Here is a 25,106-nt window from a genome sequence, read left to right on the forward strand (position 1 = left end):
CCCGGGGGTCAGCCGAGGCCCATCGCGCCCGACCAGACGGCGTACGGGACGCCGTCGGCGGACGTTCCTGCGAGTCCCTTGAGCGGCAGCGGCTCAAGGGATTTGGCGAGGTCCATGCGGTAGACGACGACGGCGGTCGACACGGAGTCGGCGCTGCCGGCGTACCAGGCGGCGGTGTCGTCGGCGGTGGTGCCGGGTTTTCCGGCCGCGGTCGGGGTGGCGACGGTGGGGTGGGCGCCGTTGAGGGCGTCCGTCAGCGCCTCGGAGACCTGCTCGGCGACCCGGGCGCCCATCGCCCGCTCGGCTGTGGGGGTGGCGAGCCGGACGGTGGAGCCGTTGCGGGTGACACGGCGCACCGAGTACGGCTCGGTGTGTCTGCCCTCGGCGGCGAAGGTGGCGTAACCGCTGGCCATCCGGATGGCGCTGGGGGTGGAGTTGCCGAGGGAGAGCGTGGGCACCTGGGGTCCGATGCTGGAGCCGAGCAGCCCGGCCGCCTCGGCCGTCGCGCTCACCTTGTCGAGGCCGGTGTCCATGCCGAGTTGCACGAACGGCGTGTTCACGGACTGCGCGAGGGCCTTGCCGAGCGAGATCTGCCCGTACGACTTCTCCTCGTCGTTGTGCACGGCGACCACCTTGCCGCTGCGGTCCCAGTACGGCCCCTCGGGCGTGGTCACGGGCACCGCGTCGTCGCCGTCGTACAGGGTCTGCGGGGTGACCTGGGTGACGGGTCCGGAGCGCGTCTTGCGGATGCCGTGTTCGAGTCCGGCCGCGTAGACGAACGGCAGGAACGCCGAACCGGCCTGCACGGTACTGGAGTTGGACTCGTTGTAGCCCTGGGTACGGTGGTCGGGGCCGCCGTAGACGGCGAGGATCCGTCCGTCGGTGGCGACGGAGGCGGCGCCGTAGTGGGCGGTCTTCGCGAGCTTGGGGTCGTCCTTCTTCGCCTGCTTGCGGGCCTTGGCGACGGCGTCGGTGAGCGCGGTCTCCCGTTTACGGTCGAAGGTCGTGTAGATCTGGTAGCCGCCGAGGTCGAACTGCTTGTCCGAGATGTGCGCGGCCTTCTTGGCGTACTGCTGGGCGAGTTCGACGAGGTAGTCGCTCTGCTTGCCGGTGTCGTAGGTGCGGGCCGACTCGAGCGGTTCGGGGAACTTCTTGTAGGTGGCCCGCTCGGCCGCCGACAGCTTGCCGATCTTCACCATCCGGTCGAGGGTCCAGGACCAACGCTCCACCGCACGCTTGTGGTTGGCCTTGGAGACGGTGGGGTCGTACAGCCCGGCACCCTTCAACAGCGAGGCCAGGAAGGCAGCCTGACTGGCGTTCAGGTGGGTGACGTCCTTGCCGTAGTAGGCCTGGGCGGCGCGCTGGATGCCGTAAGTGCCCCTGCCGAACCAGCTGGTGTTCAGATAGCCCTCGAGGATCTTGTCCTTGCTCATCCGGTTGTCGAGCTTGAGGGAGATCATCGCCTCGGTGAACTTGCGGCTCACCGTCTGGTTCTGCGTCAGATAGACGTTCTTGACGTACTGCTGGGTGATGGTCGAGCCGCCCTCGGTGACTCCCTTGCCGACGGTGCTCCACAGGGCGCGGGTCAGGCCCTTGAGGGAGACGCCGGGGTCGGAGTAGAAGCTCTCGTTCTCGGCGGCGAGCACCGCCCAGCGGACGTCCTCGGGTATGTCCTTCAGCGGCATCGCCTGCCGCTGCACCCAGCCGGTACGGGCCATCGGGGTGCCGTCGGACCAGAAGTAGACGTTGTCCTGCTGGGTGGCGTAACTGTTCAGGTTCTGCGGGATGTCGGTGGCCGCGTAGGCGCCGACGAGGAAGAGGCCCAGCAGACCGACGGCGCCCAGGAAGCCGCCGAGCCACTGACGCGGGGAGGGCAGCCAGCGGCGCCAGCCGGTGCGGTCGGAGTGGGGGTAGGCGGGGCGTAAACGGCGTAACGCGGGGGCGAGACGCTGCCGTAACGACTTCCAGGGGGACCGCTTGGGTGCCGCCCTGCGGCGGCGTGGGCGGCGGTGGTCAGCCGGCCGGCCACTACGCTGTGCTGTCCCGGTCACCCTCGAAAAATATCAACGATCTTCGCAGGTTCTCCACATACGAATACAACAGGAACGATCACATACCGATCAGTAAGGAACATGGTGGGCTTGAGACTTGGGTCACACTTGCGGCCGTGTGGCGCCGTTAACCTGGTCGCATGCCTCGCTATGAATACCGCTGCCGGACCTGCGGCGACACGTTCGAACTGAGCCGGCCGATGGCCGAGTCGTCGGCCCCCGCCGATTGCCCTGCGGGGCATGACGACACCGTGAAGTTGCTGTCGACGGTGGCGGTCGGAGGGACCGCCGCGGCGCAAGCAGCCGCCGCCCCCAAGGGAGGCGGCGGCTGCTGTGGTGGAGGGTGCTGCGGCTAGCGCGCCGCCTTCAGGAACTCCCTCAGGATCCGCTCACCTGCCAGAACGCCCCGCTCCGGCAACGCACTGATCGCCGGAGCGGTCCACTCGGCCTCCGCCAGTTCGCCGTGTCCGGGGCGCCAGCCCCGGTCCGCGGCCAGCAGCAGGTCGGCGTCCAGGAGCGAGTCGCCCGCGGCCAGCGTGAGGTCCGCGCCCGTGCGGCGGGCGACCTCGCGCATCGCCGCGCTCTTCGTCAGGGGTTTCGGGACCGCGTAGATCTTGCGGCCCTGCAACGACACCGTCCAACCGCGGTTCTCCGCCCAGACCGCCAGCTCCTTGACCCACTCCTCCGGCAGCAGCTCCCGCTCCACGACCAGGTAGGCGAAGAGGTCCTCGGCCACCCGGTGCTTGCGGACCCAGGCCGGGTCGGCCGTGGCCAGGAGGTGTTCGCGGACCTCGTCCAGCGGGGCGCACTCCTCCGCCAGCCGGGCCGTCACGGTCGCGTGCCAGTCCAGGTCGGAGACGCCGTCCACCAGCAGGTGGCCGCCGTTCGCGCAGATCGCGTACGTGGGAGCCGGGCCCGGCAGGTTGATGCGCTGGTACTGCTTACGGGTCCGGGTCGTGGTCGGCACGAAGACGGCCGCGTCACCGAGGTCGGTCAGCAGCTGCGCCGCCGTCTCCGTCATGAACGACAGCGGCCTGCTCTCGTGCACCTCGACGCAGAGCAGCCGGGGCGCCCGCGCGTCCGGCATGGTCAGCGCGAGGGCCGCCGCGGAGTAGATCAGCGTCCGGTCGAGGTCGCTCGCCACCAGCACCGGCATCAGACGTTCACCGCCCTGCCGTCGGCACCCGTCGCACCGCGCGTGAAGCGGGGATGGATCAAACCCACGCAGGTGTACGGCAGTTCGGCCACCTCTTCCACCGGTACCCCTCTCTGTTCGGCCAGCAGCTTCACATGGTCCAGGTCGGCGCCCGCCCCGGCCCGCGCCAGGATCTTCCACGGCACCCTGCGCAGCAGCACCCGCGTGGTCTCACCGACGCCCGGCTTGACCAGGTTCACGTCGTGGATGCCGAACTCCTCGCTGATCCGCTCGACGGCCGCCCAGCCCTCCCAGGTCGGCTCGCGGTCGCCGGACAGCAGCTCCTTGGCCTGCGCGTCGACCGCTTCGACGACCTCGGGGAAGCGGGCGGCGACGGCGTCGACGAAGTCCACGGAGACGTCGGCGCCGGCGAGTTCGCGGTAGAACTTGGCGCCGTGGAAGTCGTGCGGGCCGACCAGGTCGGAGCGCAGCACGGTGCGGGAAATCAGGCCGGAGACGGTCGAGTTGAGGCAGGCGGAGGGGATCAGGAAGTCCTCGCGGGTGCCGTACGTGCGGACGCAGGAGCCCGGGTCGGCCAGCACCGCGATCTCCGGGTCGAAGCCGGTGACTCCGTCGGAGGCCTCGAACTCCTTGACCGCGTCGGCGAGTTCGCGGGTGATGGCGCCCTTGCCGGTCCAGCCGTCCACGAACACGACGTCCTGCGGGTCGTGGTGGGCGGCGAGCCAGCGCAGCGCGTTGGCGTCGATACCGCGGCCCCGGACGATCGAGACGGCATAGTGCGGCAGGTCGAGGCCGTGCCGGAACTGGGCCCAGCGGCGCATCAGGACGCCGACGGGGGTGCCGGCGCGGGCCAGCGACACGAGGACGGGCCGCGGCGACCGCTCCGCGAGCACGACCTCGGTGACGGCGCCCACCGCCTGCGCGAGGCGGGTGGCCGTCGTCTCCAGCGCCGCGTGGAACAACTCCTGGTACTGCTCGCTGGGTTGGTACTCCACCGGCAGCGACTCCGCGTAGTGCGCGCCGCCGCTCTGGATGGCCTCCTCCCGCTCCTCGGTCGGCGCCTCCAGCGTGACGTCCGAGAGATCCTGGAGCAGCCAGCCGACTTCCTCCGGGGCGTACGAGGAGAAAGCTGGGCCGCGGAGGGGCTCGGGCAGCATGGCGGGCCTTTCGGGGACGTACGACGGGATGACCGCCAGCAGGACGTGCGGGATGTGGGCGGCGAGCTGGGCCAACAGGCCGTCCGGGGCGTGGAGTTGTGGGGTGTCGGCACAGGAGTCGACGACGGCGACGACGGCGTCGAAGCCGGCGCCCGCGACGTTGTACGCGTATCGGTCGCCGGGGCCGTCGGCGGGGTTGTCGTGGGCCGGGAAGGTTATGCGGCTGCGGATCGCGTAACCGGGATCGTCGACGGCGAGGACCGGGGAGCGGGTGGTGGTGGAGTAGGTGACCTCGGCGTCGGTGATCTGTTCCAGTTCGCGGGCGAGGCGGAGGGGGGCGTACATCAGCTCCTCGAAGCCGAGGATGTGTACGCGGTGGGCTGTGGTGGGGAGGGCCTCTGCGAGTCGGGCCGCCATGGTGGGGAGGGCGGATTCGAGGCGTATTCGGTGGCGGGGAGTGAAGCCGTGACGTCCGCCGTCGGGGAGGTTTCGGGGCCACAGCAGGTCCAGGCGGTGTGTTGCCGGGTGCGGCGCGGTGGGGGCTGGTCGCGCCCACGCGGCGGTAGCCGCAGATTCAACACAGCCCCGCGCCCCTGAGTGGGACACCTCATGCTGCGCTACAAGGGACTGCCCCTTTTCCAAGACACCTTCCGGCAGCTTCACAGTGCCCGAAGCCGCCGCCACCAAGTCCACCCTCGCGCCGATCTCCCGGGCGAACTCCTCCAGGCGTCCGGCGTCTGCGGCCGAGCGCATGTCGACCAGGGCCACCACCACGTAGCGGTCCCGGGGGTAGCGGGCGTGGAGGTCTCTGATCGTGTTCAGGATCGTGTTGCCCGTCGAGAACTCGTCGTCGACCAGGACCAGGGGGCCGTCGCCGGCCAGGAGGGCCGGATCTTCCGGGAGCAGTAGGTGGGACGTGGCGTGGGAGTGGGACTCCTCGAAGCCGCCCGCGGGTGCCACGCCCGGCACGGGGCGGCGCGTGGAGTGCAGGTACGGGGCCAGGCCCACGCCGTCCGCGACCGAGTGGCCGAGGCCGGTCGCCGTCTCCGCGTAGCCGAGGACCACCGCCTCGGCCGCCTCCTCGGCGCCCAACAACTCCCGCACCCTGCGGCCCAGGGTGAAGCCGTAGCCGTACACCACCGTCGGTGACTGGGGGACGTGCTTGCCGAGCACGTTGGACACCAAGAGATGCGCCCGCTTGGGGTTGCGGCGGAGGGCCAGGCCCAGCAGGTCGGTCAGCTTCTGGTCGCCGACGAGCTCGACACCGAGCCGCTCGGCGACCCAGCTGCCGGACCAGATGCCCTTGTTCACTGCGTTGATGATGTGCCCCAAAGTAGAGATAGTGCGGCTCAGCCGGGTATGCCCGCGGCGAGCAGGTCCACGAAGCTGACGTCCTCGCGTGCGACGCCGAAGACCTCGGCCCGCAGCATGGTCCGCTCGGCCCAGGCCCGGTGCGGCTTCACCTCGTTCATCTTGTTCGTGTACGCCGACCTCAGCACGCCTCCGCCGCCGCGCTCGGGGCGCAGGATGTCCGAGGCGTCCCCGAACTCCTCGTGACTGACGACGGACAGTGCGTGCACGGGCAGGACGTGGGTGGGGTGGATACAGGTCTTGCCCAGCAGACCGTTGGCCTGGTCGAGGGAGATCTCCCGGAGCAGGCCGTCCATCGCGTGCTCGATCAGTTTCTCGCGCAGTTCGACGGCCTGCCCCTCCAGGAAGGGGCTGGTGCGAAGAAGCGGCTTGAACATGCGCTCCGGGACGCGGAAGTACTCCCAGACCGGGCCGGTCACCGTGAACCCGGTGCCGTCGGCCCGCCCCAGCATGTTGACCACGTCGGCGATCACGGAGGCGATGATCTGGACGTCGTACGCCGTCATGTCGGGGGCCCGGCGCAGGCCGTACGAGGAGCAGAAGTCGGTCACGCCGAGGCGCAGCGCCAGCACGCGGTCGCGGTACTTCTCGACGGCGCGGGCGATGCCCTCCAGGGCCTCCACGCGCGACTCCCGGTACATCAGCTCGGGCGTCTCGAGGACCGGCATGCCGAACAGCCTGCGTCCGCTCGAGGCCTCGGCGCCCGCGAGGGCCTCCAGGAAGGGGACTCCGCGCTCTTCGGTGAACTTGGGGAACACGAACCCGGACAGCAACCGCACGGACGCGCCCAGGCGTCGTACGAGATCCGGGATCTGTTCGGGGGTGCGCACCCGGATGAAGAGCAGCGGCACGCAGTCGCCCTCGCGCGCGTCGAGGTCGGCGAACTGGCGGACGAGGTTCTCCTCGCCCGCCTGCACGTCCGCGTCGTCGATCGAGTCCTCCAGGCACAGCACCATCGAGACCACGCCGAGCCCCGCCTGCTTGACGATGTCGTCGGCGAGCCGCGGCCTGGTGGCCGGGCTGTAGAGCGTGGCGCCCAGGGCCGCGGAGAGCAGCCGGGCCGCGGAGTCCGCGCCGAACTCGCACGGCTCCTGGTGGAAGAGGCGCTGCCGCACCTCCGGGGCGATGTGCCCGAAATGACGCATAGAACTCCCCCGTGACGCAAGGTAAGGCTGTGGATTGGGTATTAGGTGGCCGGTAATAGTACGTACAAACCCATGTCAGGGGTTCCCACCGGGCATGAACTTCAGGTAACGCAGGACATGAACAGCCGAGTCGGCTGCTGTACCCCGCGTTGTCGTGACCAGGACCGAGAGGGCAGGATGACCGCATGACGCACGCGATGCTGAAGGGGTCGAACGTCCCGCTCGAAGCCACGACGGTGCGGGCCGTGCTGCGCTGGACGCCCGGACAGGGGGTTCCGGACGTCGACGCCTCCGCGCTGCTCCTCGGTCCCGACGGTCGTGTGCGCTCCGACGAGGACTTCGTCTTCTACAACCAGCCCCGGCATCCTTCCGGGAAGATCTGGTGGCTCGGCAAGAAGCGCCTCGCCGATGGTCCCACCGACACGATCCAGACAGATCTGGCCGGCGTCGAGACCGATGTCAGCCGGATTCTGCTGGTCGCATCGGCGGAGGACGTCACCTTCGACCGCGTACCCGGGCTGCGCATCCTGCTGTACGACGCGCGGATCGCCGAGGGCGAGCCGCTGATCACCTTCGACATCAAGCCGGAGACGGGCGCCGAGACGGCCCTGATCTGCGGCGAGCTCTACCGCCGCGGCGAGACGTGGAAGTTCCGTGCCCTGGGCGAGGGTTACTCGGACGGCCTGAAGGGCCTGGCCACGGACTACGGCATCTCGGTGGACGAGTCGGAGACCCAGGAGGAGCCGGCGGCACCGGACTTCTCCCACCCGCTCCCCCCGGAACAGCCGGCCCAGGTCCCCGTACAACCGGCCTACGGCTACCCGCAGGGCCCCCCGACGACCCAGCCGGCCTACGGCTACCCGCAACCGGCGGCGACAGGAGCGGCGGGCACCCAGTCCGGCTACGGCTACCCGCCTCCTGTGACGACGATCCCGAACCCGGACGTCCGACTGCCCCCTCAGGGACCTCAGTTCATCGGACGCTAGCGGGTCTACTTCTCCACCTTCGTCTTGTATCCCCGCCCCCACTGAAGTCCCCACCCGTACAACCGGTCCAGCTCGGCCTGGAAGCCGTACACGAACTTCACCTCGCGCCGGACGACCAGCTCACCCTTCACGTTCTCGATCATCACCACCGCGCAGGACCGGGCCTGTGGATGCCGCTCGTCGAGGTGGATCTCGATCCGCGGCCCGTTGCTCGGATACAGCGTCACGATCGCGTGCGTACGGTCGAACGCCGGCGTCTGGTCGTAGATGTACACGAACACCAGCAGCCGCTTGATCTCGTCCCGGTGATCGAGGTTGACGTACATCGTCTCCCCGGACGCCGACCCGAACCGGTCGTCACCGCTGAGCTTGACGTACGGCGGCGCGTTGACGTCCCCGAGGAAGTTCCCGAGCGGCTGTACGACGCCCTTCGTGCCGTCGGCCAGCTCGTACAGGCAGGCCAGGTCGAGGTCGACGTTGACCATGCTCTGGTTGTGCCCCATGACCTCCGGTGGTCGCAGCGCCTTGAAGGGGTGCCGCAGCAGGGACTCCCGCTGCGAGCCGCCTATGTCGGAGGTCCGCATCCGCCAGCTCAGGTTGACCCGCAGATGCCCGGTCGCCGCCCCCTGCTTGGTGAGCGAGACCTGGTTGTGCCGTTTGGTCAGTTCGATGGAGTTCGTGGCCGCGCTGCCGGAGTCGAAGTCGGCCGTACGCGATCCCAGCAGCCCGTCGAAGAAACCCATTCCCGCCCCCATGTATCACCTGAGCACCTGAAAAGACCGGCGGGGCGGCCGGAGGCCCGGCCGCCCCGCACAGAGCGTTCCCTCACCCGCAGGTGCGTCACACCCCGGACGAGACCTCAGTCTTCTCGTCCGAGCCCGTCGCTTTTCCCTCGGCCGCCGCCATCTTCTGGTTGCGGCGCACGGAGGACCAGAAGGACCAGCCGATCAGGACGACGCCGACGAGACCGGTGATGACCTCGTTGATCTCGTACTGGATGGTGACCATGAGGATCACGGCCAGCGCACCGATCGCGTAGTGCGCGCCGTGCTCCAGGTAGACGTAGTCGTCCAGGGTGCCCTGGCGGACCAGGTACACGGTGAGCGACCGGACGTACATCGCGCCGATGCCGAGACCCAGCGCCATGAGCACGATGTCGTTGGTGATGGCGAACGCGCCGATCACGCCGTCGAAGGAGAAGGACGCGTCCAGGACCTCGAGGTAGAGGAACATGAAGAACGCGGCCTGGCCGGCCAGCACGACCGGCGGCTTCTTCTTGCCGCTGCGCTCGGCCTCTTCCTCCTCCTCGTGCTCCCGCTCCTCCTCGGCTTCGAGACGGTCCTCGAAGTAGCCGGAGAGACCGCCGACGATCATGTACGTGATCAGACCGGCGATGCCGGAGATCAGCACCGTCTGCGCCTTGTCGGCGTGCCCGCCGCCGTGCTGGTGGGCGTGGGTGGCGAAGGTGAACGACGTGATCAGCAGGACGACCAGCGAGATGCAGACCGCCAGCATGTCGACCTTGCCGAGCTTGGCCAGCGGGCGCTCGATCCAGCGCAGCCACTGGATGTCCCGGTCCTCGAAGATGAAGTCCAGGAAGATCATCAGCAGGAACATGCCACCGAACGCGGCGATCGCCGGGTGCGCGTCGGTGACGAGTTCCTTGTAGTGGTCCTTGTTGTTGAGCGCGAGGTCGACCGCGTCGATCGGGCCGATCTTGGCGCTGATCGCGACGATGACGACCGGGAAGACCAGCCGCATGCCGAAGACCGCGATCAGGACACCGACGGTGAGGAAGATCTTCTGCCAGAAGGCGTTCATCTTCTTCAGGATCCCGGCGTTGACCACCGCGTTGTCGAACGACAGCGAGATCTCGAGGATGGAGAGGATCGCCACGATGCCGAAGGCCTCCCACCCCCCGTAGAGGACGGCCACAGCCAGGCCGATCGCGGTAATCGCGAACGACCAGCCGAAGGTTTTCAGAAGCACTGGCTAACCCAATCCTCGGCGTACGGGTCCCCCCGTGCCGCACTCGGCTTTACGAAACATTGACTCCGAAGTCTAGAGCGATGCCCCGGAGGCCGGACGCGTACCCCTGGCCAACTGCACGGAACTTCCATTCGCCCTGGTAGCGGTACACCTCGCCGAAGATCATCGCGGTCTCCGTGGAGGCGTCCTCGCTGAGGTCGTAGCGGGCGAGCTCCTGGCCGTCGGCCTGGTTGACGACGCGGATGAAGGCGTTGCTCACCTGGCCGAAGGTCTGGCCGCGCTCGTCGGCCATGTGGATCGAGACCGGGAAGACGATCTTCTCGCAGTGGGCCGGCACCTTGACCAGGTCGATCAGGATCGACTCGTCGTCGCCCTCGCCCTCGCCCGTGAGGTTGTCGCCGGTGTGCTCCACCGAGCCCTCCGGGCTCTTGAGCTGGTTGTAGAAGACGAAGTACTCGTCGCCCAGGACCCGGTTGCCCGCGCCGCACAGCAGGGCGCTGGCGTCGAGGTCGAAGTCGGCTCCGGTGGTGGAGCGAGCGTCCCAGCCGAGCCCGACCATCACCTGAGTGAGGTTGGGTGCGGCCTTGGACAGGGAGACGTTGCCCCCCTTGGCGAGCGTGACGCCCATGATGCTGGTCCTCCCCGAGATGGTGCTTCTTTGGTTGTCCTGCGCTCCCCCGGCGGGGGCACCGCCGGGCGCCGCACACGGACGGTGCGGCGCCGGGCGGTGAGGTCGGCCGGTCTCAGACGTTCACACCGAAGTCCTGCGCGATGCCGCGCAGGCCCGAGGCGTAGCCCTGGCCGATGGCCCGGAACTTCCACTCCGCACCGTGCCGGTACAGCTCGCCGAAGACCATGGCGGTCTCGGTCGAGGCGTCCTCGGAGAGGTCGTAGCGCGCGATCTCCGCCTCGCCCGCCTGGTTCACCACGCGGATGAACGCGTTGCGCACCTGGCCGAAGGACTGCTGGCGGTTCTCGGCGTCGTAGATCGAGACCGGGAAGACGATCTTGTCGACGTCGGCCGGGACGCCGGCGAGGTTGACCTTGATCTGCTCGTCGTCGCCCTCGCCCTCACCGGTGATGTTGTCGCCGGTGTGCTCGACCGAGCCGTCCGGGCTCTTGAGGTTGTTGAAGAAGACGAAGTTCGCGTCGCTGGCGACCTTGCCGGACGAGTCCACCAGCAGTGCGCTGGCGTCCAGGTCGAAGTCGGTGCCGGTGGTGGTGCGGACGTCCCACCCCAGACCGACGATGACCGCGGTCAGGCCCGGGGCCTCCTTGGTCAGCGATACGTTGCCGCCCTTGCTGAGGCTGACTCCCACGAGTCCTCCATTGGTGTCCAGGGGCGGGGAGCCCCGCCGTGCGTTTGATACCGGATCAACGACTCGATCCTAGTTACGGGTTCCCGACCCACGCAGGCCTTGGGACCTAACAATCACAGGGTGTCGAGCGCCTTCACGTACTCGTTCAGGTCACGGGCGTCCGGCAGCGCGTTGACCACGGTCCAGCGCACGACGCCCTCCTTGTCGATGACGAAGGTGCCGCGCACCGCGCAGCCCTTGTCCTCGGCGAAGACGCCGTAGGCCCGGGAGACCTCGCCGTGCGGCCAGAAGTCGCTGAGCAGCGGGTACTCCAGGCCCTCCTGCTCGGCGAAGACGCGCAGGGTGTGGATGGAGTCGTTGGAGACGGCGAACACCTGGGTGTCGCGGTCGGAGAACTGCGGCAGGTTGTCGCGCACCTCGCACAGCTCGCCGGTGCACACGCCGGTGAAGGCGAAGGGGTAGAAGAGCAGGATCACGTTCTTGCTGCCACGGAACTCGGAGAGCTTCACGGTGGCGCCGTGGTTGTCCTTGAGCTCGAAGTCGGGGGCCTTTTCGCCGACCTGGATCGCCATCGCAGTACGTCCCTTTCGGTGGGGCTGTTCGGGTGGTGGGACCAACCCTACGCAGCGATCACCGAGAGCCGGCGGACGGGCCGAGCACACCGCTCGACCCGTCCGGCGAGGCTACTTCTTGGTCTTGGCCGCCTTCGGCGTCACCAGCCGGCTGCCGCTCCAGTCCTTGCCCACGCTGACGCTCTTGGAGGCGGACAGCCCCGCCGTCGTCGCGGCTTCGGAGATGTCGCTCGGCTCGACGTATCCGTCACGGCCGGTCTTCGGCGTGAGGAGCAGGATCGACCCGCCTTCTTCGATGTACGTGGTGGCGTCCACCAGCGCATCGGTCAGGTCGCCGTCGTCATCGCGGAACCAGAGCACCACGGCATCGGCGACGTCGTCGTAGTCCTCGTCCACCAGGTCACTGCCGATGACTTCCTCAATGGCCTCGCGGAGTTCCTGGTCTACGTCGTCGTCGTAGCCGATCTCCTGGACCACCTGCTCGGGCTGGAAGCCCAGCCTCACGGCAGGGCTCGTCTCCGCGTGGTCCGCGGTCGCGCTCACGGGTTGCCTCCTGATCATGTCTTTGGGTATGTCTCAGCCACGCGCGTGCGCGCAGCGTTGGCCGTAGTCCACACGGGCGGGGCGGATCGCGCAAGTACCCGGCCGTTCAGACCGCCGAAACGGTGACGTTCCTGGCCGTGTCACCGCAACTCCAGCCACCTCACCGCTGCCGCAAGTGACCCACACCACACCCTTCTGCCCCCTTTGCGGCTTTGGGAACCCCGGGGAGCTGACGTAGGTCTCGGTTACCTCTCAGTAGAGATGACGTTTGCTTCCCCGAGGTACACGATGGGGAACGGTGCAGGCATACCGAAAAGCAGCTCGAAGCGAGCTCACAGCAGCCCTCTGACAGGTAAGGAACAGCGTGGCTTCCGGATCCGATCGCAACCCGATCATCATTGGCGGCCTTCCGAGTCAGGTTCCTGACTTCGATCCCGAGGAGACCCAGGAGTGGCTCGACTCCCTCGACGCCGCCGTCGACGAGCGCGGCCGTGAGCGGGCCCGCTATCTGATGCTGCGGCTGATCGAGCGGGCCCGCGAGAAGCGCGTGGCCGTGCCCGAGATGCGCAGCACGGACTACGTGAACACGATCCCCACCAGGGCGGAGCCGTTCTTCCCGGGCAACGAGGAGATCGAGCGCAAGGTCCTGAACGCGACCCGCTGGAACGCCGCGGTGATGGTCTCCCGCGCCCAGCGCCCGGGCATCGGCGTCGGCGGCCACATCGCCACCTTCGCGTCCTCCGCGTCCCTCTACGACGTGGGCTTCAACCACTTCTTCCGGGGCAAGGACGACGGTCTCGGCGGCGACCAGGTCTTCTTCCAGGGCCACGCCTCCCCCGGCATCTACGCACGCGCCTTCCTGCTCGACCGGCTGACCGAGGCGAACCTGGACGGGTTCCGCCAGGAGAAGTCGAAGGCGCCCAACGGCCTGTCCTCGTACCCGCACCCGCGGCTGATGCCGGACTTCTGGGAGTTCCCGACCGTGTCGATGGGCCTCGGCCCGATCGGCGCGATCTACCAGGCGCGGATGAACCGCTACATGCAGGCGCGCGGGATCGCCGACACGAGCAAGTCGCATGTGTGGGCGTTCCTCGGCGACGGCGAGATGGACGAGCCTGAGTCGCTCGGCCAGCTGACCATCGCCGCCCGCGAGCACCTGGACAACCTGACCTTCGTCGTCAACTGCAACCTGCAGCGCCTGGACGGCCCGGTGCGCGGCAACGGCAAGGTCATCCAGGAGCTGGAGTCCGTCTTCCGGGGCGCCGGCTGGAACGTGATCAAGCTGATCTGGGACCGCTCCTGGGACCCGCTGCTGGCCCAGGACCGCGACGGCATCCTGGTCAACCGGATGAACACGACGCCGGACGGCCAGTACCAGACGTACGCCACCGAGTCCGGCGCCTACATCCGCGACCACTTCTTCGGCGACGACCAGCGGCTGCGCGCGATGGTCGAGGGCATGACCGACGACCAGATCCTGCACCTGGGCCGCGGCGGTCACGACCACAGGAAGATCTTCGCGGCCTTCTCGGCGGCCAAGGCGCACAAGGGCCAGCCGACGGTGATCCTCGCGAAGACCATCAAGGGCTGGACCCTTGGCCCGAACTTCGAGGGCCGCAACGCCACGCACCAGATGAAGAAGCTGACGGTCGACGACCTCAAGGGCTTCCGCGACCGGCTGCACCTGCCGATCTCCGACAAGGAACTGGAGAGCGGGCTTCCGCCGTACTACCACCCGGGGCGGAACTCCGAGGAGATCCAGTACATGCACGACATGCGCAAGGGGCTCGGCGGGTACGTCCCGACCCGCGTCGTGCGCTCCAAGCCGCTCGCGCTGCCGGACGACAAGACGTACGCGAGCGTGAAGAAGGGCTCGGGCCACCAGTCGATCGCGACGACCATGGCCTTCGTCCGGCTCCTCAAGGACCTCATGCGGGACAAGGAGATCGGCAAGCGGTTCGTGCTGATCGCGCCGGACGAGTACCGCACCTTCGGCATGGACTCGTTCTTCCCGAGCGCGAAGATCTACAACCCGCTCGGCCAGCAGTACGAGTCCGTCGACCGCGATCTGCTGCTCGCCTACAAGGAGTCGCCGACCGGCCAGATGCTGCACGACGGCATCTCCGAGGCCGGCTGCACCGCCTCCCTCATCGCGGCGGGTTCGGCGTACGCCACGCACGGCGAACCGCTGATCCCGGTGTACGTCTTCTACTCGATGTTCGGTTTCCAGCGCACCGGCGACCAGTTCTGGCAGATGTCGGACCAGCTGGCGCGCGGTTTCGTGCTGGGCGCGACCGCGGGACGCACGACGCTGACCGGTGAGGGGCTGCAGCACGCCGACGGCCACTCGCAGCTGCTCGCCTCGACCAACCCGGGCTGTGTCGCGTACGACCCGGCGTACTCGTACGAGATCGCGCACATCGTGCAGGACGGTCTGCGGCGGATGTACGGCGGCGACGCGCAGCACCCGCACGGCGAGGACGTCTTCTACTACCTCACCGTCTACAACGAGCCCATCCAGCACCCGGCCGAGCCCGAGAACGTGGACGTCGAGGGCATCGTCAAGGGCATCCACCGCATCGCCGAGGCCGCCTCGGGGACGATCCCGGCGCAGATCATCGCGTCCGGTGTCGCCGTGCCGTGGGCGATCGAGGCGCAGAAGATCCTCGCCGAGGAGTGGAACGTCAAGGCGGACGTCTGGTCGGCGACCTCCTGGAACGAGCTGCGGCGCGACGCGGTGGCCGTGGAGGAGCACAACCTGCTGCACCCCGAGGAGGAGCAGCGGGTGCCGTACGTGACGCAGAAGCTGTCGGGTGCGCAGGGGCCGTTCGTGGCGGTGTCCGACTGGATGCGGGCGGTGCCGGACCAGATCTCCCGCTGGGTGCCGGGGACCTATCAGTCGCTGGGCGCCGACGGGTTCGGGTTCGCCGACACCCGGGGCGCGGCCCGGCGCTTCTTCCACATCGACGCGCAGTCGATCGTGGTGGGCGTGCTGACCGAGCTGGCCAAGGAGGGGAAGGTGGACCGCTCGGTGCTGAAGCAGGCCATCGACCGGTACCAGCTGCTCGACGTCTCGGCGGCCGATCCGGGGGCCGCGGGCGGAGACGCGTAACCGCGGTCCGCCCGCTTGTCCTTACGATGCGGGCATGAAGCAACAAACGGCTCAGGGGCGTTGGGAGCAGCTCACCCAACGCCCCTTGCTGGCGCTCGCGGTGGCCTTCGCCGTCGCCTATGCCGTGCCGATCGTGGACAACTCCGCGGGTCACCGGCTGACGGCCGCGTGCACGGTGGTGGAGTGGGTGGTGTGGGGGACGTTCGCCACCGACTATGTGGTGCGGGTGGGGCTGGCCCGGCGCCGCAGGGAGTTCGTCCGTACGCACTGGATGGATCTGTGCGCGGTCGTCCTGCCGATGCTCCAGCCGCTGCGCCTGCTGCGGATGGTGTCCACGCTCATACTCGTGGGCCGGCGTGCGCGCATGGCCTCGCAGATCCAGCTGACGACGTATGTCGCGGGGGCCGTCGTCGGGCTGCTGATGTTCGGGTCGCTGGCCGTGCTGTCGGCCGAACGCGACTCGCCGGACGGGAACATCCGGACACTGGGTGACGCGCTGTGGTGGTCCTTCACGACGATGACGACCGTCGGGTACGGGGACCACGCGCCGACCACCGGTCTGGGCCGGATGGTCGCGGTCGGGCTGATGCTCTCCGGGATCGCGCTGCTCGGTGTCATCACCGCGAACATCGCCGCCTGGTTCATCTCGCGCTTCGAGAAGGACGACGTGGAGGAACGCCGTCAGACGGAGGCGATCGAGGCGCTGACCGCGGAGGTGCGGGCGTTGCGGGCCGAGGTCGCGGAGTTGCGCGAGCCGCCGGTCCGGACCTGAGTCAGAAGGTCCACATCAGCGCCGCGGCCGTGTCGATCACGCCCAGGACCAGGGCGATCAGGGCGGGCACCGGGCGCGATCCCGCCCAGCGGCGGCCCATGGCCAGCCAGCCGCAGACGATCGCCACCGGGCCCAGAACAATCCCCAGTACGAAGAGGCCCGCGACCGCGCACACGGCTCCGACGATCCCGAGCGTCGCGCGATCCGGCCCGGACCGTGACCACGTCCGGCCACGTGAGCGGGGGTGCCTGCGCGTTCCGTGTCCGAAGCCCGCCATCATCAACTCCCTGGTCCCCTGGGTGTGTTCGGGGTTCTGGGAGTTCGGGTACCCCGCGAACGCGGCTCGATGTCCGGGCTCGCGGCGCGCTGTCCCCCTCCGACAGCGCGCCGCAGCACCGGTCCGCCCTCTCCGGAGGGCATGACCCACTGTGACCTGCGGCGCGTGCCGGGGGCGAGCGATCTTTAGCGTCTTCACCCTGATAGGCGAAGTCCCGGAAATTCCCGGGGAATTCGGCGGCTCGGAGGTGACCGGGTCACCGGCTCGGATGTGACCGGGCCACGGGTTCAGATGTGCCCGACGCCCGCGCCCGCCTCCGCGTTCGCGCCCCTCTTGGTCAGCAGGGCGACGAGGACGGCAACGACCGCGACGCCGCAGGCGACCAGCGACGCGAGGCTCATGCCGGAGACGAAGGTGTCGTGCGCGACGTCCGTGATCTTCGCGGCGATCGCCTCCGGGGTGCCCTTGGCGACCGGTGCCACTCCGACCTGGACCGCCTCGGAGGCCTGGTCCAGCTGGGCCGGGGTGAGCGCCGGCAGGCCGGCGGCCTTCCAGTTGCCCGCGAGGTCGCCGTCCACCTTGGAGGCCATGACGGCGCCCAGGACCGCCGTACCGAGGCTGCCGCCGATCTGCATCGCCGCCTGCTGGAGGCCGCCGGCGACTCCGGAGAGCTCCATCGGCGCGTTGCCGACGATGACCTCGGTGGCGCCGACCATGACCGGCGCGAGGCCGAGGCCGAGCAGGGCGAACCAGAGGGACATGACCGCGCTGCCGGTGTCCGTGTCCAGGGTGGACATCCCGAACATGGCGATCGCGACGGACGCCATGCCGCCGGCCAGCGGGATGCGCGGGCCCAGCCTGGTGATCATCGCGCCGGCGAGCGGGGAGCCGACGATCATCATCCCGGTGAGCGGGAGCAGATGGAGACCGGCGTCGATGGGCTTCATACCGTGCACGTTCTGGAGATAGAACGTCACGAAGAACAGGCCGCCCATGAACGCGATGGCCATCAGGACCATCAGCACGACACCCGCCGACAGCGGGACCGAGCGGAACAGGCCGAGCGGGATCAGCGGCTCCTTGACCTTCGTCTCCCAGAAGGAGAAGAGGGCGAAACCGAGGATCGAGGCGGCCAGGAACGCCCAGGTCTTCCCGTCGCCCCAGCCCCAGGCCGGAGCCTTGATCAGGGCCCACACCAGGCAGAACATCGCGCCGGAGAGCAGGGCGATGCCGAGCACGTCGAAGGACCGGGGCGCGTTCTCCGCGCGGTGGTCGAGCAGGATCAGCAGGCCCAGGAGCAGGGCGATCGCGCCGACCGGGACGTTGATGAAGAACACCGACTGCCAGTTGACGTGCTCCACGAGCACACCGCCGAGGATCGGGCCGCCCGCCGTGGAGGCGCCGATGACCATGCCCCAGATGCCGATGGCCATGTTGAGCTTCTCGGCCGGGAAGGTGGCCCGCAGCAGGCCGAGCGCGGCCGGCATCAGCAGGGCGCCGAACAGGCCCTGGAGGACGCGGAAGGTGACGACCGCGGCGATGGAGCTGGACAGCCCGATCGCGCCCGAGGCGGCGGCGAAGCCGGTCACGCCGATCAGGAAGGTCTGGCGGTGGCCGAAGCGGTCGCCGAGCTTGCCCGCGGTGATCAGGGAGACCGCGAGGGCCAGGAAGTAGCCGTTGGTGATCCACTGGACGTCGGCGAAGCTCGCCTTGAGGTCCTTCTGGATCGCCGGGTTGGCGATGGCCACGATGGTGCCGTCGAGGGCCACCATCATGACCCCTACGGCGACGGTTATCAGGGTGAACCAGGGGTGCCCGCGCAGCCCGGAGGCCGGCGAGCCGTCCGACGGGGCTGCCGGCGCCTTGTCCCCCGACCCCGTCGTCTCGATGGTGGTCTGACTAGTCATGTGTTCGAGGCTAGTGACAGCCACTGACAATTGACAAACCAATTCACAAGTCGGTAACTGACGCCTATGGAAACGTTGCGCGAACGCAAGAAACAGCGCACCCGGGACGCCCTGCTGAGGGCCGCCGTCGAGCTGTTCACCACGCGTGGGTACGAACGCACCACTGTCGACGACATCGCCGAGGCCGTCGACGTCTCGCAGCGCACCTTCTTCCGCTACTTCGCCGGCAAGGAGGAGGCCGCTCTCGCCCTCCAGGACCTGGTGGTGGCGCGGTTCGTCGAGGCGGTGCGCGAGCGGCCGCCCGGGGAGGCGCCGATGGACGCGCTGCGCCAGGCGGTGCTTCAGGGCTGGGAGACCCTCAACGAGGTGATCGAGGCCGTCGTACCGGTGGAGACGTATCTGCGCATGTACCGGGTGATCGAGTCGACCCCGGTGCTGCTCGCCGCGCATCTGCGGCGCGACCTGGAGACCGAGGACACCCTCGCGCGCGTGCTCGCCGAGCGGGAGGGCCTGGACGTCGACGCCGATCCGCGGCCGCGGCTGGCGGTGGCCGTCTTCGGCGGGGTGATGCGGGTGACCGAGCGGCAGTGGGGCACCGGCGAGGACATGACCCTCGACTCGATGCGCGAACTGACGATCTCGTACCTCGAACAGGTGGGTCCGGCACTCACGGAGAACTGGCGGACACGCTGAGACACACTGAGGTCATCGCCACGTTTATCGAAACGTGATACCCGTCACTCGGCTCACGCGAGACCCTCTCGTTCTCCTAGTGTGTCCTCCCAGTGACTTCCTTCGACACCTCCCCGCAACTGAACGTCTGGCGCGCGCTGCTCGCTCTGGCCGTCGTCTTCGTGATGCTGGCGACCACCGGCTGGACGGCCCTGCGCACCCACCGGAGCAGCACTCCGCTGCAGGCCTCGATCTCCTCGTGGGACCACGGCCGCCTGCACGGGCACCGGCTGCCGGACGCCGACGCGACCCCCGCGCGTCTGTCCCGTTTCTTCGCCTCGCTCACCGCTCAGGAGCGCGCCGAGCTCGCCCGCCGCTACCCGCTCGCGGTCGGCAACATGAACGGCGCCCCGGTCGCCCTGCGCTACCGGGCCAACAAGCTCGCGCTCGCCAAGCAGCGCAAGGTCGAGCGCAAGCGCATGCACGATCCGCGTCTGACGCCCGCCGGGCAGCAGGAGGCGGGCCGCCGTATGCACCGCTACGAGTCCCTGATGCACGAGGGCCGGCACATCCTCGCCTTCGACCCCGAGGGCTCGGGCCGGGTCGCCGAGGTGTTCGGCGATCTCCAGCACGCCCAGCGCGTGTCGGTGATCGTGCCGGGCGTCGACACCGACCTGCTCACCTTCCAGAAGACCAACCGCATGTACACGGCGCCGGTCGGCATGGCCAAGTCGCTGTACGCGGCCGAGAAGGCCGCGAGCCCCTCGACCCCGACGGCCGTGATCGCCTGGGCCGACTACACGGCACCGGCCGGGCTCGGCATCGACTCGGCGACCGCGATGCGCGCGGAGGACGGCGCGGTCCGGCTGAACGCCCTGGTGCGGGCCCTGCCCGGCAATGCGCCCGTCTCCCTCTTCTGCCACAGCTACGGCTCCGTGGTGTGCGGGGTCGCCGCGCACACGCTGCCGAGCCGGGTGGCCGACATAGCCGTGGCCGCGAGCCCCGGGATGCGGGTCAAGCGGGCCGCGAGCCTGCACACGAGCGCTCGCGTGTGGTCGATGCGGGACGCCACGGACTGGATCCAGGACGTGCCGTACATGGAGGTCGGCGGGCTGGGCCACGGCGCGGACCCGGTGTCGCGCGGGTTCGGGGCGCGGGTGCTCTCCGCCGAGGGCGCGAAGGGGCACGCGGGCTATTTCGAGCCCGGCACGGCGAGCCTGCTGAACTTCGCGGAGATCGGTGTTGGCGCGTACCAGTCGGTCGTGTGTGAGCGCGAGGATCAGGTGTGCCGCGCGGGTTTGTCCGGCGCGGCCGCGGCCGGACGCGCGTAGCACCGCAGGAACTGCGGTCTGCGCGGGGTGGCGACGAAGGAGCGGGTCACGCATACGATGAGCCGCATGGGTGACGTACTGGCCGGATTTCATGCCGCCTGGGAGTTCGAGTCCGACTCCGTGCTCATCCGTTACGAACGGGGCATTCGAACACCCAAGCTCTTCCAGGCACTCGGTGAGCGTCGTGTTCCCCTTGAGGCGATCTCGGGGGTGACGTTGGCCCCGGGCAAGCGCGGCACGGTCGTGCTGCGGGCCGAACTGCGGGACGGCGCCGACCCGTTGCTGGAGGCGGCCGCGGGGCAGCTGAAGGAAGGGTGCGATCCGTACCGGCTGGTGCTGCCGGCCGAGAAGGAGACGCTGGCCGAGTACTACGCCGACGAACTGAAGGCCGCGCTGGGCGACGGGGCGGCTCCGGCGGACCGGTTCCTGGTGGCCGCGCCCGAGGCGCCGCGGCAGTTCAAGGCGTACGACGCGAAGGCGTCCTTCGACGGGAAGACCGTCGGCTTCCGGTGGTTCTGGACCGGGGCGTCGTCGGCGAAGTGGAAGGCCGGGGACCAGAGCTTCCCGGTCGCGGAGCTGGCGGGCGTGGAGTGGCGCTCGCCGGAGGTCTTCGAGGGGCATCTACGACTGCTGCGACGTGACGGAGCGCCGGCTCCGGCCCAGCCCGACCAGGATCCGGCGGCGGTGGTGTTCGGGCTTGGGTACGGGCCGGTGCACGAGTCGTTGCCGTTCGCGGCGGCCGTCTTGGCGGCGGTACGCAGCAGCGGAGCGACGGTCGCGGTGTCGGCCGGCGCATCGAGGCGCGATCCGGCCGACATCGCCGAGAGGATCCGGCATCTGGGGGAGCTGCATCAGGCAGGCCTGGTGACGGACGAGGAGTTCTCTGTGAAGAAAGCGGAGTTGCTCGCAGAGCTCTGAGGTTGTTCGTCGACTGCGGGCCGTCCGTGGCTGGTCGCGCAGTTCCCCGCGCCCCTAGGGACGTCTACTCGCGGCCCGCCGAGGAGAACCGCATGTCTGGGTATCGATCGCCCGCCACCTTCGACGCGATCGGCTCCAGGGCCGCCAGCTCGTCCTCCGTCAGTACGATCCTCGCCGCCGCCGTGTTCTCCTCCACCCGCGTCGGCTTGCGGGTGCCCGGGATCGGGACGACCGGGAGGTCGTGGACCGTGGCCTGCCGCTGGGCCCAGGCCAGGGCGATCTGGCCCAGGGAGACGCCGTGGGCCTCGGCCACCGTGCGGATGGGGTCCAGGAGGGTCAGGTTCGCGGCCGCGTTCTCGCCGGTGAAGCGGGGCTGTGTGCGCCGGTAGTCGCCGTCGCCGAGGTCCTTGTCGGCGTTGGCGAAGGCACCGGTGAGGAAGCCACGTCCGAGCGGGGAGTACGGCACCAGGGCCACGCCCAGCTCACGGGCGGCCGGCACCACCCGCGCCTCGATGTCCCGGCTGAACAGCGACCACTCCGACTGCACCGCGGCGATCGGGTGCACGCCCTGCGCGGCCCGCAGCTCGTCCGCGGTGACCTCGCTCAGGCCCAGGTGCTTCACCTTGCCCTCGCGCACCAGCTCGGCCATGACGCCGACGGTCTGCTCGATCGGCACGTTCACATCGCGCCGGTGCATGTAGTAGAGGTCGATCACGTCGACGTCGAGGCGCTTCAGGCTCGCCTCGACGGCCTGACGGATGTACGAGGGTTCGTTGCGGATGATCCGCCGGGTCGGCTCACCGGGCGGGATCATCAGGGCGAACTTGGTGGCGATCACGACCTCGTCGCGGTGGGCCCTGAAGAACGGGGAGAGGAACTTCTCGTTCTCCCCGTCGCCGTAGGCGTCCGCCGTGTCGTAGAGCGTGACGCCCAGCTCCAGGGCCCGCTCCAGGGTGGCCCGGGACCCCTTCTCGTCCGAGGGGCCGTACACGGCGAAGTTCATGCCCATGCAGCCCAGGCCCTGCACGCCGACCTCGGGGCCGGTGTCGCCGAGTCGTACGGTCGGGATCCTGCCGTTCGTCATCGCACCTTCTCCGACTCGTAGGCGCGGGCGCGGTCCGCGTCCGCATAGAAGCTGATCTTCCGGTCGAGCACCGCGAGCGTGTCCTGGAGCTCGGCGATCCGGGCGAGCACGTCCCGCCGGGTCGCCTCGAGGAGCTCGAAGCGGGCGCCGAAGGTGTGGTCGCCCTCGCGCACCAGTTCCGCGTACCGCACCATGTCGGCGACCGGCATACCGGTGAGCCGGAGCTTGCCGACGAGGTCCAGCCAGTCCAGGTCGCGGTTGCTGTAACGGCGCTGGCCGGTGTGCGAGCGGTCCACGTGCGGCATGAGCCCGATCCGCTCGTACCAGCGGAGGGTGTGCGCGGTCAGCCCGGTGAAGGCGACGACCTCGCTGATCGTGTAGCTGTCCTGGCCTTCGGGGCGCCGATGGGGGTGGGGCGGGGCACCGCAGGCGTCGGTCCTGGTGGGGGTGGTCTCCATCACCGTCATGCCTCAACGCTATGGCCTTGGAGTGCACTCCAAGCAAGCGGAACCCATAAGAAATAGGCGCAGCGGAAATCGGCACGACATCGCGTGGTGGCGGTCGCTAGCGTGCGGGACATGAGTCTCGTACGACGTGCCGTGCCCGAGGACGCGCCGGAGGTACTGCGGCTGCGCCAGGTGATGATCGACTCGATGCCGGGGTCCGACGGTTCCACAGGATGGCACGTCGAGTCGCTGCCCGTCCTGCGGGAGCGGCTGGGCGAGGCGGACGGGGACTTCGCGGCGTTCGTCGTCGAGCATCCGGAGCGGCCGGGGGCGCTCGGGGCGCTGGTGGTCGGGACGGTGGACTACCGGATCGGGAAGGCGGGCAATCCGCACGGCCTGGCCGGGTACGTCTTCAGCGTCGCGACCGACCCGGACGCCCGCCGTCGCGGCTACGCACGCGCGTGCATGGAGGAGCTCCTCCTCTGGTTCCGCGAACGGGGCGCCGGCCAGGTCATGCTCACGGCATCCGTGCAGGCCGAGCCGCTCTACGAGTCCCTCGGCTTCGTCCACAAGCCGGACCCCACGATGATTCTGAAGCTCTGATCGGCATAGTCTCGACGGCATGTCGCTCAAGAGCCTCGCGCTGATCGAGAACTGGCCGGTTCCCACCGCCGCGGCGGGCGTGGTGCGCGCCGACGGGACGGTGCTCGGCACCCACGGCCCGGCGGACCGCCGCTTCCCGCTGGCCTCGGTCACCAAGCCGCTCGCCGCGTACGCCGCGCTGGTCGCGTACGAGGAGGGGGCGATCGAACTCGACGAGCCGGCCGGGCCGCCCGGGTCGACCGTCCGCCATCTCCTCGCCCACACCTCGGGGCTCGCCTTCGACGAACACCGGGTGACGGCTCCGCCCGGGGAGCGCCGTCTGTACTCCAACGCCGGTTTCGAGCAGCTCGGCGACCACATCGCGAAGGCGACGGAGATCCCGTTCGCCGAGTACCTGCGGCAGGCGGTGCTGGAGCCGCTCGGGATGACGGCCACCTCCCTGGCGGGCTCCCCGGCGAAGGACGGCGTCTCGACGGTGGCCGACCTGCTCCGTTTCGCGGCGGAGGTGCAGCTGCCGCGCCTGCTGGACCCGCGCACGGTCGCCGCCGCGATGACGGTCCAGTACCCCGGCACGAAGGGCGTCCTCCCCGGCTACGGCCACCAGAACCCCAACGACTGGGGCCTCGGCTTCGAGATCCGCGACTCCAAGTCCCCGCACTGGACGGGCAGTTCGTCGTCCCCGCGCACCTTCGGTCACTTCGGCCAGTCGGGTACGTTCCTGTGGCTCGACCCGGACGCGGGACTGGCCTGCGTGGCCCTGACGGACCGGGCCTTCGGGCCGTGGGCGGTCGAGGTGTGGCCGGGCTTCACGGACGCGGTGCTCGCGGAGGCATGACCCCGGCTCCGTCGGCCCGCCGGGCCAGCACCTCCGAGGTGAGCCGCTCGATGGCGGGGCGCAGGGGGCGGGGTTCGCCGAGGGGGCGCCAGTCTTCTACGGAGACGGGGCGTCCCTGCGCTCGGACCTGAGCGGCGAGTGAGCCGAAGGCGCCGTTGTCGCGTACGGCCGTCACGAAGACGAAGGCGTCGCAGCCAGTGGCGCGGATGCGTTCCAGGAACTCGGCCGCGAACGCCGCCGGATACTCCGTGGGGCAGGTGCGCGCGTACATCGAGAAGACGCCGATGCGCACCTCCCCGTCCGCGGAGACGTGCACGACGAGCGGCTCGCCGATGCCCGCCTCGGGGTGTGGTTCGACACGCTCGCCCGGCTCCAGGTCCGAGACCAGGCCGTCGCGGACCCGTATGTCGAGGAGCAGCATTTCGATGAGCTCCAGAAGGGGCTCCTCGGAACTGCCGTACGCCGACTCGATGATCTCCAGGAAGCGGTCCGCCTCCGCGTCAGGCAACCGGCTCGCCGTCCTCCTGACCGCCTCGTTGCGCCGCACCGCCAGATGCAGCTCGAAGTCCCGCAGCTTCGCGCCCACGATCGGCATCCCGCTCACCGCGACCAGCAGGAACAGCGCACCGCCTACCAGCAGCGCCACGCTCCCGGCCTGGTTCCCGCCCGTGAACACCGCCGCGATCCCGCTGACTGCGAGCACTCCGCCGATTCCGGCCGCGGCCTGCTGCTGTCGCCTGGTCAGCGGCACCGGTTCGCTGTGCTCGCTCGCCTCGGCCTCGACCTGCCGCATCTCCCCCTCAGCCATGCGGCCGATGATAGGTCAGCAACCTTTGAGGACAAGGGAGTTGAAGAGGCGC

General features: G+C 69.4%; 24 protein-coding genes. 9 read left to right on the top strand and 15 right to left on the bottom strand.

Annotated features, from left to right (window positions below; genetic code table 11):
* Positions 1-8: 8 nt before the first annotated feature.
* Positions 9-2,051 carry a transglycosylase domain-containing protein gene (locus ACQEWB_RS14955; RefSeq protein ID WP_432831013.1) on the bottom strand — a complete coding sequence of 681 codons (2,043 nt, stop codon included), beginning with the start codon at positions 2,049-2,051 and terminating at the stop codon, positions 9-11.
* A 140-nt stretch (positions 2,052-2,191) separates the two neighbouring features.
* Here ACQEWB_RS14955 and ACQEWB_RS14960 point away from each other — a divergent pair, with 140 nt between their 5' ends.
* Positions 2,192-2,407 carry an FmdB family zinc ribbon protein gene (locus tag ACQEWB_RS14960; protein ID WP_432831015.1) on the top strand — a complete coding sequence of 72 codons (216 nt, stop codon included), beginning with the start codon at positions 2,192-2,194 and terminating at the stop codon, positions 2,405-2,407.
* On the opposite strand, the gene ACQEWB_RS14965 is transcribed toward ACQEWB_RS14960, so the two are convergent.
* From ACQEWB_RS14965 to ACQEWB_RS14975, 3 genes are read right to left on the bottom strand one after another with little or no spacing between them, the layout of a single operon-like run.
* Complete coding sequence (locus ACQEWB_RS14965; RefSeq protein ID WP_432831017.1) at positions 2,404-3,207, bottom strand: HAD family hydrolase; 804 nt, start codon at positions 3,205-3,207, stop codon at positions 2,404-2,406. The two genes, ACQEWB_RS14960 and ACQEWB_RS14965, sit on opposite strands and share 4 nt — an antisense overlap.
* Entirely contained in the window at positions 3,207-5,687 is a 2,481-nt protein-coding gene (locus ACQEWB_RS14970; protein ID WP_432843821.1) for a phosphoribosyltransferase, read from the bottom strand. The genes ACQEWB_RS14965 and ACQEWB_RS14970 overlap by 1 nt, the downstream gene beginning before the upstream one ends.
* Before the next feature lie 26 nt (positions 5,688-5,713).
* Positions 5,714-6,880 carry an HpcH/HpaI aldolase/citrate lyase family protein gene (locus ACQEWB_RS14975; RefSeq protein ID WP_432831019.1) on the bottom strand — a complete coding sequence of 389 codons (1,167 nt, stop codon included), beginning with the start codon at positions 6,878-6,880 and terminating at the stop codon, positions 5,714-5,716.
* Positions 6,881-7,065: 185 nt separating this feature from the next.
* Between ACQEWB_RS14975 and ACQEWB_RS14980 the strand changes: the two genes are divergently transcribed.
* Positions 7,066-7,866 carry a TerD family protein gene (locus ACQEWB_RS14980; RefSeq protein WP_432831021.1) on the top strand — a complete coding sequence of 267 codons (801 nt, stop codon included), beginning with the start codon at positions 7,066-7,068 and terminating at the stop codon, positions 7,864-7,866.
* 5 nt (positions 7,867-7,871) lie between these two features.
* Here the strand turns inward: ACQEWB_RS14980 and ACQEWB_RS14985 are convergent, their stop codons facing one another.
* The 6 genes from ACQEWB_RS14985 to ACQEWB_RS15010 all read right to left on the bottom strand — a co-directional run bounded on the left by ACQEWB_RS14985 (position 7,872) and on the right by ACQEWB_RS15010 (position 12,289).
* Positions 7,872-8,609: a TerD family protein gene (locus ACQEWB_RS14985; RefSeq protein WP_432831023.1), complete on the bottom strand. Its 738-nt coding sequence runs from the start codon at positions 8,607-8,609 to the stop codon at positions 7,872-7,874.
* A 97-nt stretch (positions 8,610-8,706) separates the two neighbouring features.
* Complete coding sequence (locus ACQEWB_RS14990; RefSeq protein ID WP_432831025.1) at positions 8,707-9,855, bottom strand: DUF475 domain-containing protein; 1,149 nt, start codon at positions 9,853-9,855, stop codon at positions 8,707-8,709.
* Between the two features lie 49 nt (positions 9,856-9,904).
* Positions 9,905-10,483, bottom strand: a complete 579-nt coding sequence (locus ACQEWB_RS14995) for a TerD family protein (RefSeq protein WP_432831027.1) — start codon at positions 10,481-10,483, stop codon at positions 9,905-9,907.
* A gap of 115 nt (positions 10,484-10,598) precedes the next feature.
* On the bottom strand, positions 10,599-11,174 hold the full coding sequence (locus ACQEWB_RS15000; protein WP_055719212.1) for a calcium homeostasis/redox stress adaptation protein: 576 nt from the start codon (positions 11,172-11,174) through the stop codon (positions 10,599-10,601).
* A gap of 113 nt (positions 11,175-11,287) precedes the next feature.
* Positions 11,288-11,746: a peroxiredoxin gene (locus ACQEWB_RS15005; RefSeq protein ID WP_432831029.1), complete on the bottom strand. Its 459-nt coding sequence runs from the start codon at positions 11,744-11,746 to the stop codon at positions 11,288-11,290.
* Between the two features lie 111 nt (positions 11,747-11,857).
* Entirely contained in the window at positions 11,858-12,289 is a 432-nt protein-coding gene (locus ACQEWB_RS15010) for a DUF3052 domain-containing protein (RefSeq protein ID WP_432831031.1), read from the bottom strand.
* Positions 12,290-12,653: 364 nt separating this feature from the next.
* On the opposite strand from ACQEWB_RS15010, the gene aceE reads away from it, so the two are divergent.
* Together aceE and ACQEWB_RS15020 are read left to right on the top strand one after the other, a co-directional pair.
* On the top strand, positions 12,654-15,401 hold the full coding sequence (gene aceE, locus ACQEWB_RS15015) for a pyruvate dehydrogenase (acetyl-transferring), homodimeric type (RefSeq protein ID WP_432831033.1): 2,748 nt from the start codon (positions 12,654-12,656) through the stop codon (positions 15,399-15,401).
* 34 nt (positions 15,402-15,435) lie between these two features.
* Positions 15,436-16,173, top strand: coding sequence for a potassium channel family protein (locus ACQEWB_RS15020; RefSeq protein ID WP_432831035.1), 738 nt, complete (start codon positions 15,436-15,438; stop codon positions 16,171-16,173).
* A gap of 1 nt (position 16,174) precedes the next feature.
* Here the strand turns inward: ACQEWB_RS15020 and ACQEWB_RS15025 are convergent, their stop codons facing one another.
* Together ACQEWB_RS15025 and ACQEWB_RS15030 are read right to left on the bottom strand one after the other, a co-directional pair.
* Entirely contained in the window at positions 16,175-16,453 is a 279-nt protein-coding gene (locus ACQEWB_RS15025; protein WP_432831037.1) for a small hydrophobic protein, read from the bottom strand.
* 284 nt (positions 16,454-16,737) lie between these two features.
* Entirely contained in the window at positions 16,738-18,357 is a 1,620-nt protein-coding gene (locus tag ACQEWB_RS15030; RefSeq protein ID WP_432831039.1) for an MFS transporter, read from the bottom strand.
* Positions 18,358-18,423: 66 nt separating this feature from the next.
* Between ACQEWB_RS15030 and ACQEWB_RS15035 the strand changes: the two genes are divergently transcribed.
* The 3 genes from ACQEWB_RS15035 to ACQEWB_RS15045 all read left to right on the top strand — a co-directional run bounded on the left by ACQEWB_RS15035 (position 18,424) and on the right by ACQEWB_RS15045 (position 21,278).
* Positions 18,424-19,050, top strand: coding sequence for a TetR family transcriptional regulator (locus tag ACQEWB_RS15035; protein WP_432831041.1), 627 nt, complete (start codon positions 18,424-18,426; stop codon positions 19,048-19,050).
* Positions 19,051-19,142: 92 nt separating this feature from the next.
* Positions 19,143-20,360, top strand: a complete 1,218-nt coding sequence (locus ACQEWB_RS15040) for an alpha/beta hydrolase (RefSeq protein ID WP_432831043.1) — start codon at positions 19,143-19,145, stop codon at positions 20,358-20,360.
* 57 nt (positions 20,361-20,417) lie between these two features.
* Positions 20,418-21,278 (top strand): DUF4429 domain-containing protein, encoded by an 861-nt coding sequence (locus ACQEWB_RS15045; RefSeq protein ID WP_432831045.1) that lies wholly within the window; start codon positions 20,418-20,420, stop codon positions 21,276-21,278.
* Positions 21,279-21,342: 64 nt separating this feature from the next.
* Here ACQEWB_RS15045 and ACQEWB_RS15050 read toward each other — a convergent pair whose 3' ends face one another.
* The gene (locus tag ACQEWB_RS15050) at positions 21,343-22,362 is read right to left on the bottom strand and encodes an aldo/keto reductase (RefSeq protein WP_432831047.1); all 1,020 of its coding nucleotides are present in this window, start codon (positions 22,360-22,362) and stop codon (positions 21,343-21,345) included.
* A complete protein-coding gene (locus ACQEWB_RS15055; RefSeq protein ID WP_432831049.1) occupies positions 22,359-22,829 on the bottom strand; it encodes a MerR family transcriptional regulator in 471 nt (156 codons plus the stop codon). The genes ACQEWB_RS15050 and ACQEWB_RS15055 overlap by 4 nt, the downstream gene beginning before the upstream one ends.
* A gap of 111 nt (positions 22,830-22,940) precedes the next feature.
* On the opposite strand from ACQEWB_RS15055, the gene ACQEWB_RS15060 reads away from it, so the two are divergent.
* Both ACQEWB_RS15060 and ACQEWB_RS15065 read left to right on the top strand, forming a co-directional pair.
* Complete coding sequence (locus ACQEWB_RS15060) at positions 22,941-23,411, top strand: GNAT family N-acetyltransferase (RefSeq protein WP_432831051.1); 471 nt, start codon at positions 22,941-22,943, stop codon at positions 23,409-23,411.
* Positions 23,412-23,430: 19 nt separating this feature from the next.
* Positions 23,431-24,246 (top strand): serine hydrolase domain-containing protein, encoded by an 816-nt coding sequence (locus ACQEWB_RS15065; protein ID WP_432831053.1) that lies wholly within the window; start codon positions 23,431-23,433, stop codon positions 24,244-24,246.
* Here ACQEWB_RS15065 and ACQEWB_RS15070 read toward each other — a convergent pair.
* Positions 24,218-25,054 (bottom strand): hypothetical protein, encoded by an 837-nt coding sequence (locus tag ACQEWB_RS15070; protein ID WP_432831055.1) that lies wholly within the window; start codon positions 25,052-25,054, stop codon positions 24,218-24,220. The two genes, ACQEWB_RS15065 and ACQEWB_RS15070, sit on opposite strands and share 29 nt — an antisense overlap.
* Positions 25,055-25,106 lie beyond the last annotated feature (52 nt).

The sequence above is a fragment of the Streptomyces sp. CA-249302 genome (assembly GCF_050936785.1).
GTDB lineage: Bacteria > Actinomycetota > Actinomycetes > Streptomycetales > Streptomycetaceae > Streptomyces.